This window comes from Streptomyces antioxidans (assembly GCF_000968685.2).
Lineage (GTDB): Bacteria > Actinomycetota > Actinomycetes > Streptomycetales > Streptomycetaceae > Streptomyces > Streptomyces antioxidans.
Window position 1 is genome coordinate 21471 of sequence record NZ_LAKD02000026.1, and the last position, 7670, is coordinate 29140.

General features: G+C 70.5%; 6 protein-coding genes, 3 tRNA genes and 1 pseudogene. 6 read left to right on the forward strand and 4 right to left on the reverse strand.

The genetic code is table 11. The features are described from left to right. Positions 1–26: 26 nt before the first annotated feature. Genes purL through purS form a run of 3 tightly spaced genes read right to left on the reverse strand, consistent with a single transcriptional unit; the run spans position 27 to position 3282 of the window. On the reverse strand, positions 27–2300 hold the full coding sequence (purL, locus tag VT50_RS10175) for a phosphoribosylformylglycinamidine synthase subunit PurL (protein ID WP_046086498.1): 2274 nt from the start codon (positions 2298–2300) through the stop codon (positions 27–29). Continuing rightward, positions 2297–2977 carry a phosphoribosylformylglycinamidine synthase subunit PurQ gene (gene purQ / locus VT50_RS10180; protein WP_046086499.1) on the reverse strand — a complete coding sequence of 227 codons (681 nt, stop codon included), beginning with the start codon at positions 2975–2977 and terminating at the stop codon, positions 2297–2299. The genes purL and purQ overlap by 4 nt, the downstream gene beginning before the upstream one ends. Beyond that, a complete protein-coding gene (gene purS, locus VT50_RS10185) occupies positions 2974–3282 on the reverse strand; it encodes a phosphoribosylformylglycinamidine synthase subunit PurS (RefSeq protein ID WP_075200359.1) in 309 nt (102 codons plus the stop codon). The genes purQ and purS overlap by 4 nt, the downstream gene beginning before the upstream one ends. Before the next feature lie 296 nt (positions 3283–3578). On the opposite strand from purS, the gene VT50_RS10190 reads away from it, so the two are divergent. From VT50_RS10190 to VT50_RS10205, 4 genes are all read left to right on the forward strand, one after another. After that, positions 3579–3896 carry a histone-like nucleoid-structuring protein Lsr2 gene (locus VT50_RS10190; RefSeq protein WP_037953281.1) on the forward strand — a complete coding sequence of 106 codons (318 nt, stop codon included), beginning with the start codon at positions 3579–3581 and terminating at the stop codon, positions 3894–3896. Positions 3897–4059: 163 nt separating this feature from the next. Then, positions 4060–4131 (forward strand) — tRNA-Gly (locus VT50_RS10195). Positions 4132–4212: 81 nt separating this feature from the next. Next, positions 4213–4288 (forward strand) — tRNA-Gly (locus VT50_RS10200). Positions 4289–4488: 200 nt separating this feature from the next. After that, positions 4489–4561, forward strand: a tRNA-Gly gene (locus VT50_RS10205). Between the two features lie 79 nt (positions 4562–4640). On the opposite strand, the gene VT50_RS10210 is transcribed toward VT50_RS10205, so the two are convergent. Further along, the gene (locus tag VT50_RS10210; protein WP_046086501.1) at positions 4641–5561 is read right to left on the reverse strand and encodes a phosphoribosylaminoimidazolesuccinocarboxamide synthase; all 921 of its coding nucleotides are present in this window, start codon (positions 5559–5561) and stop codon (positions 4641–4643) included. A 196-nt stretch (positions 5562–5757) separates the two neighbouring features. Between VT50_RS10210 and VT50_RS10215 the strand changes: the two genes are divergently transcribed. Together VT50_RS10215 and VT50_RS10220 are read left to right on the forward strand one after the other, a co-directional pair. Next, on the forward strand, positions 5758–7209 hold the full coding sequence (locus tag VT50_RS10215) for a phytoene desaturase family protein (protein WP_046086502.1): 1452 nt from the start codon (positions 5758–5760) through the stop codon (positions 7207–7209). A 175-nt stretch (positions 7210–7384) separates the two neighbouring features. Continuing rightward, positions 7385–7670 (forward strand): annotated as a pseudogene (locus VT50_RS10220) (IS982 family transposase); the annotation flags it as partial.

Genomic DNA, 7670 nt, shown 5'->3' on the forward strand with positions numbered 1-7670 from the left:
GTACGGCCTGCGTGCTCAGCCGGTCCTCAGGCCAGCAGACCCGGGATCGTCGCCTCGTACGGCTCCCTCAGCTCGGCCAGCGGGATGGAGAACTGCCCCTGGACGTCGATCGCGTCGCCGTCGACCACGCCGATGCGGGCCGCCGGAAGGCCCCGGGCCCCGCACATGTCGTTGAAGCGGACCTCCTCGCTGCGCGGTACGGCGACGATCGCCCGGCCCGCGGACTCGGAGAACAGCAGGACGAAGGGGTCCAGACCGTCGGGGACGACGATCCGGGCGCCCTTGCCGCCGCGCAGACACGACTCGGCGAGCGCCTGGATCAGACCGCCGTCGGACAGGTCGTGGGCCGCGTCCACCATGCCGTCGCGCGAGGCCGAGATCAGGATCTCGGCGAGCAGCCGCTCCCGCTCCAGGTCCACCTTCGGCGGCAGTCCGCCCAGGTGGTCGTGGATCACCTGGGACCAGGCCGAACCGCCAAGCTCCGCCGCGGTGTCGCCCAGCAGGTACAGCAGCTGGCCCTCCTCCGCGAACGCGATCGGGGTGCGGCGGGCCACATCGTCGATCACGCCGAGGAAGGCGACGACCGGCGTCGGGTGGATGGCCACCTCCCCGGTCTGGTTGTACAGCGACACATTGCCGCCGGTGACCGGGGTGCCCAGGGTCAGACAGCCGTCGGCGAGGCCGCGGGTGGCCTCCGCGAACTGCCACATCACCGCGGGGTCCTCCGGCGAGCCGAAGTTGAGGCAGTTGGAGATGGCCAGCGGCTTGGCGCCGGACGCGGCCACATTGCGGTACGACTCGGCGAGCGCGAGCTGTGCCCCGGCGTACGGGTCCAGCTTGGCGTAGCGGCCGTTGCCGTCCGTGGCGACGGCCACGCCGAGGCCCGTCTCCTCGTCCACCCGGACCATGCCGGAGTCCTCGGGCTGGGCGAGGACCGTATTGCCCTGCACAAAGCGGTCGTACTGATCGGTGATCCAGGACTTGGACGCCTGGTTCGGGGAGCCGATCACCTTGAGGACCTGCTCACGCAGCTCCTCGGCCGTGGCCGGGCGCGGCAGCTTGTCCGCGCCGTCGGCCTGGAGCGCGTCCTGCCACGCGGGGCGGGCGTAGGGGCGCTCGTAGACCGGGCCCTCATGGGCGACGGTGCGCGGGGGGACGTCCACGATCTGCTCGCCGTGCCAGTAGATCTCCAGCCGCTCGCCGTCGGTGACCTCACCGATGACGGTGGCGAGGACGTCCCACTTCTCGCAGATCTCCAGGAAGCGGTCGACCTTCTCCGGCTTCACGACCGCGCACATGCGCTCCTGTGACTCGCTCATCAGGATCTCCTCGGGGGAGAGCGAGGAGTCGCGCAGCGGCACGGTGTCGAGCTCGACCCGCATTCCGCCGGAGCCGGCGCTGGCGAGCTCGCTGGTGGCGCAGGACAGGCCCGCGCCGCCGAGGTCCTGGATGCCCTCGACCAGGTCCTCCTTGAAGACCTCCAGGGTGCACTCGATGAGCAGCTTCTCCTGGAAGGGGTCGCCGACCTGAACGGCGGGGCGCTTGGTGGGTTTTCCCGTGCCGGAGGCACTGTCGCCCGCGGTGTCGAAGGTCTCGGAGGCGAGGACCGAGACGCCGCCGATGCCGTCGCCGCCGGTGCGGGCGCCGTAGAGGATCACCTTGTTGCCGGTGCCCGACGCCTTGGCGAGATGGATGTCCGCATGCTTCATCACGCCCACGCACAACGCGTTGACCAGCGGATTGCCCTGGTAGCAGGGGTCGAAGACGACCTCGCCGCCGATATTGGGCAGCCCCAGGCAGTTGCCGTAGCCGCCGATGCCCGCGACCACACCGGGCAGCACCCGCTTGGTGTCGGGGTGGTCGGCGGCGCCGAAGCGCAGCGGGTCCATCACGGCCACCGGGCGGGCGCCCATGGCGAGGATGTCACGGACGATGCCGCCAACACCGGTGGCGGCGCCCTGGTAGGGCTCGATGTACGAGGGGTGGTTGTGCGACTCGACCTTGAAGGTCACCGCATAGCCCTGGCCGACGTCGACCACGCCCGCGTTCTCGCCGATGCCGACGAGCAGCGCGTCGCTCTCGGGGGCCTTCTCGCCGAACTGCCGCAAGTGGACCTTGCTCGACTTGTACGAGCAGTGCTCGGACCACATGACCGAGTACATCGCGAGCTCGGCGCCGGTGGGGCGGCGGCCCAGGATGGCGCGGACGCGCTCGTACTCGTCCTGCTTGAGGCCGAGTTCGGCCCAGGGCTGCTCGGCCTCCGGGGTCTGCGCCGCGTGCTTGGTGGTGTCCAGGGTCATGCGCTGACCAGCCTCTTGAGGATCGAGGTGAAGAATCCGAGACCGTCGGTGCGACCGGTGCCGATCAGCGGTTCGACGGCATGCTCGGGGTGGGGCATGAGGCCGACGACATTGCCCGCCGCATTGCAGATACCGGCGATGTCGCGGAGCGAGCCGTTGGGGTTCAGCTCCTGATAGCGGAAGACGACCCGTCCCTCGGCCTCGAGTTCATCGAGGACGCGCTCATCGGCGACATAGCGGCCGTCGATGTTCTTCAGCGGGATGTTGATCTCCTGGCCCCGCTCATAGGAGTGGGTCCAGGCGGTCTCCGCGTTTTCCACTCGCAACTTCTGATCACAGCAGATGAAGTGCAGATGGTTGTTGCGCAGCATCGCACCGGGGAGGAGATGGGTCTCGGTGAGCACCTGGAAGCCATTGCAGATGCCAAGCACCGGCATACCGGCCTTCGCCTGGCCGATCACCGACTCCATTACCGGGGAGAACCGGGAGATCGCTCCGGCCCGCAGATAGTCGCCATAGGAGAAGCCGCCCGGCAGGATCACCGCGTCGACCTGCTTGAGGTCCTTGTCGCGGTGCCACAGGGCCACGGCTTCCAGCCCGGCGGCGCGGACCGCGCGCTGGGTGTCGCGGTCGTCGAGCGTGCCGGGGAAGGTGATGACTCCGACGCGTGCGGTCACGACTCCGCCTTCACGGCGGTGGCGCCCTGCCCGGCGGTGGCGTCGGCACCCTCGCCGACCTCGACCTTCACGGAAAAGTCCTCGATCACGGTGTTCGCCAGAAAGGTCTCCGCGATCTGGTGGATACGGGCGAGGGCGGCGTCATCGACCGGGCCCTCCACCTCGAGTTCAAAGCGCTTGCCCTGGCGGACGTCGGCGATCCCCTCGAAACCGAGGCGGGGCAGTGCTCGCTGCACCGCCTGGCCCTGGGGGTCGAGGATCTCCGGCTTGAGCATGACGTCGACTACGACGCGTGCCACTGGCACTCCCGGTGGTGTGGTGCTGGTGCGTAAGGCGGTGCCCAAGCCTACCCCGGACAAAATTCTACGCGAGTAGATATGCAAGGATTCGGTCACGTTTAAGCATCACCGGCGGCAACTGAGGGGGAAAGGTCAGGGAAAAACGTATGGTCCCGATCGCGGCGTGACACGCGGATGGAATTACTGGGGTTCACAATGCAATGCCAGTCACTGTACAAATGAAAAAGCATTGTTGGACACAACTGGACAGCTGACATCTTTGCACGTCAACGCAACGATGCAGCCCGAAAGGACCGATATCCGTGGCGCAGCGCGTAGTAGTCACGCTCTCTGACGACCTCGAAGGAGGCGAAGCGGAAGAGACGGTCACGTTCGGACTCGACGGCAAGTTGTACGAGATCGACCTCAACTCTGCCAATGCGTCGAAACTGCGCGACGCCCTCGCGCCGTACGTGGAGGCCGGCCGCAAGCGGGCCCGCTCCGGCAAGACCTACCGCCGCACCGCCGTCGCCCCGGACCCGGCCGCGGTGCGCGCCTGGGCCCGGTCGAACGGCATGGAGGTGCCTCCGCGCGGCCGGATCCCCAAGAAGGTCTACGAAGCCTTCGACGAGTCGGCCTGAGGCATCCCCGGCGCTTCGGCCCCAGGCATCCGCTCGTCGGCCTGAGGCACCCGTTCCGGGGCACCCGTTCAGCCGAGTTGCACACCACCCCGGGTGATCCGCTAAAGTCTGGAGCACGCCGAGGGGCGAGGCCGAAAGGCCGAAACCCCGAGGAAGACACCATGCGGGTGTAGCTCAGTAGTAGAGCGCCCCCTTTCCAAGGGGGAGGCGCAGTGTGCGATCCCTGTCACCCGCTCTCATCGTCTATCGGCCTCCTGTTGACGAGGATCGGATAGAGTGGTGCACGCGCCGATCGGTGAAAGCCGGTCGGAGGCATGCGGACGTGGCTCAGTTGGTAGAGCATCACCTTGCCAAGGTGAGGGTCGCGAGTTCGAATCTCGTCGTCCGCTCCAGATCCGAGGCGCCGGTCGAACCGACCGGCGCCTCGGGCGTTTTCGGGCGCATGTCACCGCGCCAGCCACCGGGGGCTCCGCCCCTCGGCCCCGGGGGTGACGAGCTGATCGTCGCCGGGGGCGTCGGCCCGGGGTGGTAGTTCAGCGGTCGAGGGTTTGGTTATAGTAGAGGCGCGTCGGATCGGAAGAGCCCGGCGCAGGCGGACGTAGCTCAGTTGGTAGAGCGCAACCTTGCCAAGGTTGAGGTCGCGAGTTCGAGCCTCGTCGTCCGCTCGGTGAAGGTGAGGGCCCCGGCCGGTCGGCCGGGGCCCTTGGTCGTTCGTGCGGGCCTTCGGGCCTCCCGGCCTCCGGTCTACTTCCAGCTGGTGCCGGTCAGCAGCTCGTAAGCCTCCGCGTACTTCGCGCGCGTCCGCTCGACGACCTCAGCCGGGAGCGGGGGCGGCGGCTGCTCGCCGCCGCGGTCCCAGCCGGACGCCGGGGAGGTCAGCCAGTCGCGGACGTACTGCTTGTCGAAGGACGGCTGTGCGCGGCCGGGTTCCCACTGGTCGGCGGGCCAGAAGCGGGAGGAGTCCGGGGTCAGCACCTCGTCGGCGAGCACCGGCTCGGCGCTCTCCGCACCCAGGGTCGCCTCCGCGTAGCCGAACTCGAACTTGGTGTCGGCGAGGATGATCCCCCGGGCGCGGGCGATCTCCCGGGCCCGGTTGTAGACGGCGAGGGTCGCCTGGCGCAGCTGGGCGGCGGGCTCGGCGCCGACGCGGTGCGCCACCTCCTCGTACGCCACGTTCTCGTCGTGCTCGCCGACCGCGGCCTTGGTGGCCGGGGTGAAGATCGGCGAGGGCAGCTCGGAGCCGTCGGTCAGCCCCTCGGGGAGGGCGATTCCGCACACCGTACGGGTCTCGCGGTACTCGGCCAGACCGGAGCCGGTCAGATAGCCGCGCGCCACGCATTCGACCGGGACCATCCGCAGCGACCGGCACACCAGAGTCCGGCCCTCCCAGTCGGCGGGGGCGCCGGGGGGCAGCTCGCTGGACAGGACGTGGTTGGGGACGAGGTCGGCGAGCAGATCGAACCACCAGAGGGAGAGCTGGGTGAGGATCTTGCCCTTCTCGGGGATCTCGGTCGGCAGGACCCAGTCGTAGGCGGAGATCCGGTCGCTGGCGACCATGACGAGCTCACCGCGCTCGTTCCGGTAGAGGTCGCGCACCTTGCCGGTGTGCAGGTGCTGAAGGCCCGGAACCTCGACCGGCTCGGGCTTCTCGACGAATCCGGACACGCTTCCTCCTGGTGTTTTTGTCCAAGCCCCGTCGATTCTGCCGCACTGAGCGGCGGCGACCCGCGGTGGGGCGCGGAGCCGCGGGGGTGCGGCGCTCCGGGTTCCACTTCCGGCCGGTTCGGACACGTCGTACGAGGAACTCGTGCGGCAGGACACGGAGGCCCTTCGGGCGGGCGCGGTCAGGAGGTGCGGCGGGATGGGTGACGCGGCGATCGTGGGCAGCGGGCCCAATGGGCTCGCCGCCGCCGTCACGCTGGCCCGCGCCGGGCTGCGGGTGGCGGTGTACGAGGCCGCAGCCGACATCGGGGGCGGTCTGCGCACCCAGCCGCTCTTCGACCCGGAGATCACCCATGACATCTGCTCGGCGGTCCACCCCATGGCGGCCGCCTCCCGCTTCTTCCGCGAGTTCGGCCTGGCCGCGCGCGGGGTGGAGCTGCTGACGCCCGCGGTCTCCTACGCCCATCCGCTGGACGGCGGCCGCGCCGCGCTCGCCCACCGCGATCTGGGGACCACCTGCGCCGGGCTCGGCCCGGACGGTGAGCGCTGGCGGCGGCTGATGGGGCCGCTGGTGCGGCACGGCGAGGGCGTCGTTGACTTCCTCCTCTCCGGGCAGCGCGCCCTGCCCCGCGATCCGGTGGCACCGCTGCTGCTGGCCCCGCGGATCCTTGTACACGGCACCCGGCTCGGGGCCGCCCGCTTCGCCGGTGAGGCGGCGCCCGCCCTGCTCACCGGGGTCGCCGCCCATGCCGTGGGCGAACTGCCCAGCCTGGCCGGGGGCGCGGTGGCGGCCCTGCTCGGGCAGCTGGCGCACGGCCCCGGCTGGCCGCTGCCGCGCGGCGGCAGCGGCCGGATCGCCGAGGCCATGGTGGACGACATCACCGCGCACGGCGGCACCTTCCACCCCGGGCGGGCGATCGGCGACCTCCGTGAGCTGGGCGGATATCGGGCGGTGCTGCTCGACACCGGTGTTCCGGGGTTGCTGGACATCGCCGGGCGGGCGCTGCCCGACCGCTACGCCCGGGCGCTGCGGCGGTTCCGCTACGGCCCGGCCGCCGCGAAGGCCGACTTCCTGGTCAGCGAGCCGATCCCGTGGGCGGACCCCGCCGTGGGGCGCGCCGGGACCGTACACCTGGGCGGCACCCATGCCGAGCTGGCCCGGGAGGAGACCCGGACCGCGCGCGGGGTGCGCAGCCGGGCGCCCTTCGTCCTGCTCGTCGACCCGGCCGTCACCGATCCCGGGCGTGCCCGGCCCGGCAGGCGCCCGGTGTGGGCCTACGCCCATGTGCCGAACGGCGACGACACGGACCCGGTGGAGCTCATCCGCTCCCGGGTCGAGACATACGCTCCCGGGTTCGGCGACACGGTGCTCGCGGCGCGCGGGATGTCGGGGCGGGGGCTGGAGGCGTACGACGCCAATGATGTGGGCGGGGACATCGGCTCGGGCGCGATGACGGTCTGGCAGGGGGTCGCCCGGCCGGTGGCGCGCCTCGATCCGTACCGCACCCCGGTGCCGGGCCTCTTCCTCTGCTCATCGGCGACGCCGCCGGGGCCGGGGGTCCACGGGATGTGCGGCTATCTGGCGGCGCTGTCGGCGCTACGGCATCGCTTCGGCATCCGGGAGGTGCCGTCCCTGGCTCCGGTGGCGTAGGGGGGCGGCCCGGTTTGGCGCCTGCGGCGGGCTGTTCCCCACCCCGCCCCTTCCCGAAACTGGGGCTCCGCCCCAGCCCCCGGCAACGGGGCGGAGCGCCCCCGGGGGCCTAGATGAATGAGTCCGATGTCTGGGTTGGCCGCGACCATGGCGAAGGGCGTCCGTTGGCCTGAGTGTGACTTCTGGCCTGGACGCCCTTCTGGCGGCACTGTACGTGTTCATCGACGACCATGTGGCCCCTTGTCGCCGGATCGGGCGACCTCCGAAACTCACGGACGCCGAACTGCTGTGCCTGGCGGTCGCCCAGGTCCTGCTGGGCTTCCCCTCGGCCCGCCAGTGGATCCGCTTCGCACACGCCCGCCTGGGACACCTCTTCCGCTACCTGCCCCAGCAGTCCGCCTACAACAAGCGGCTCAACGCCGCCGGACCGCTGATCAGCCACGTGATCGAGGCCCTGGCAC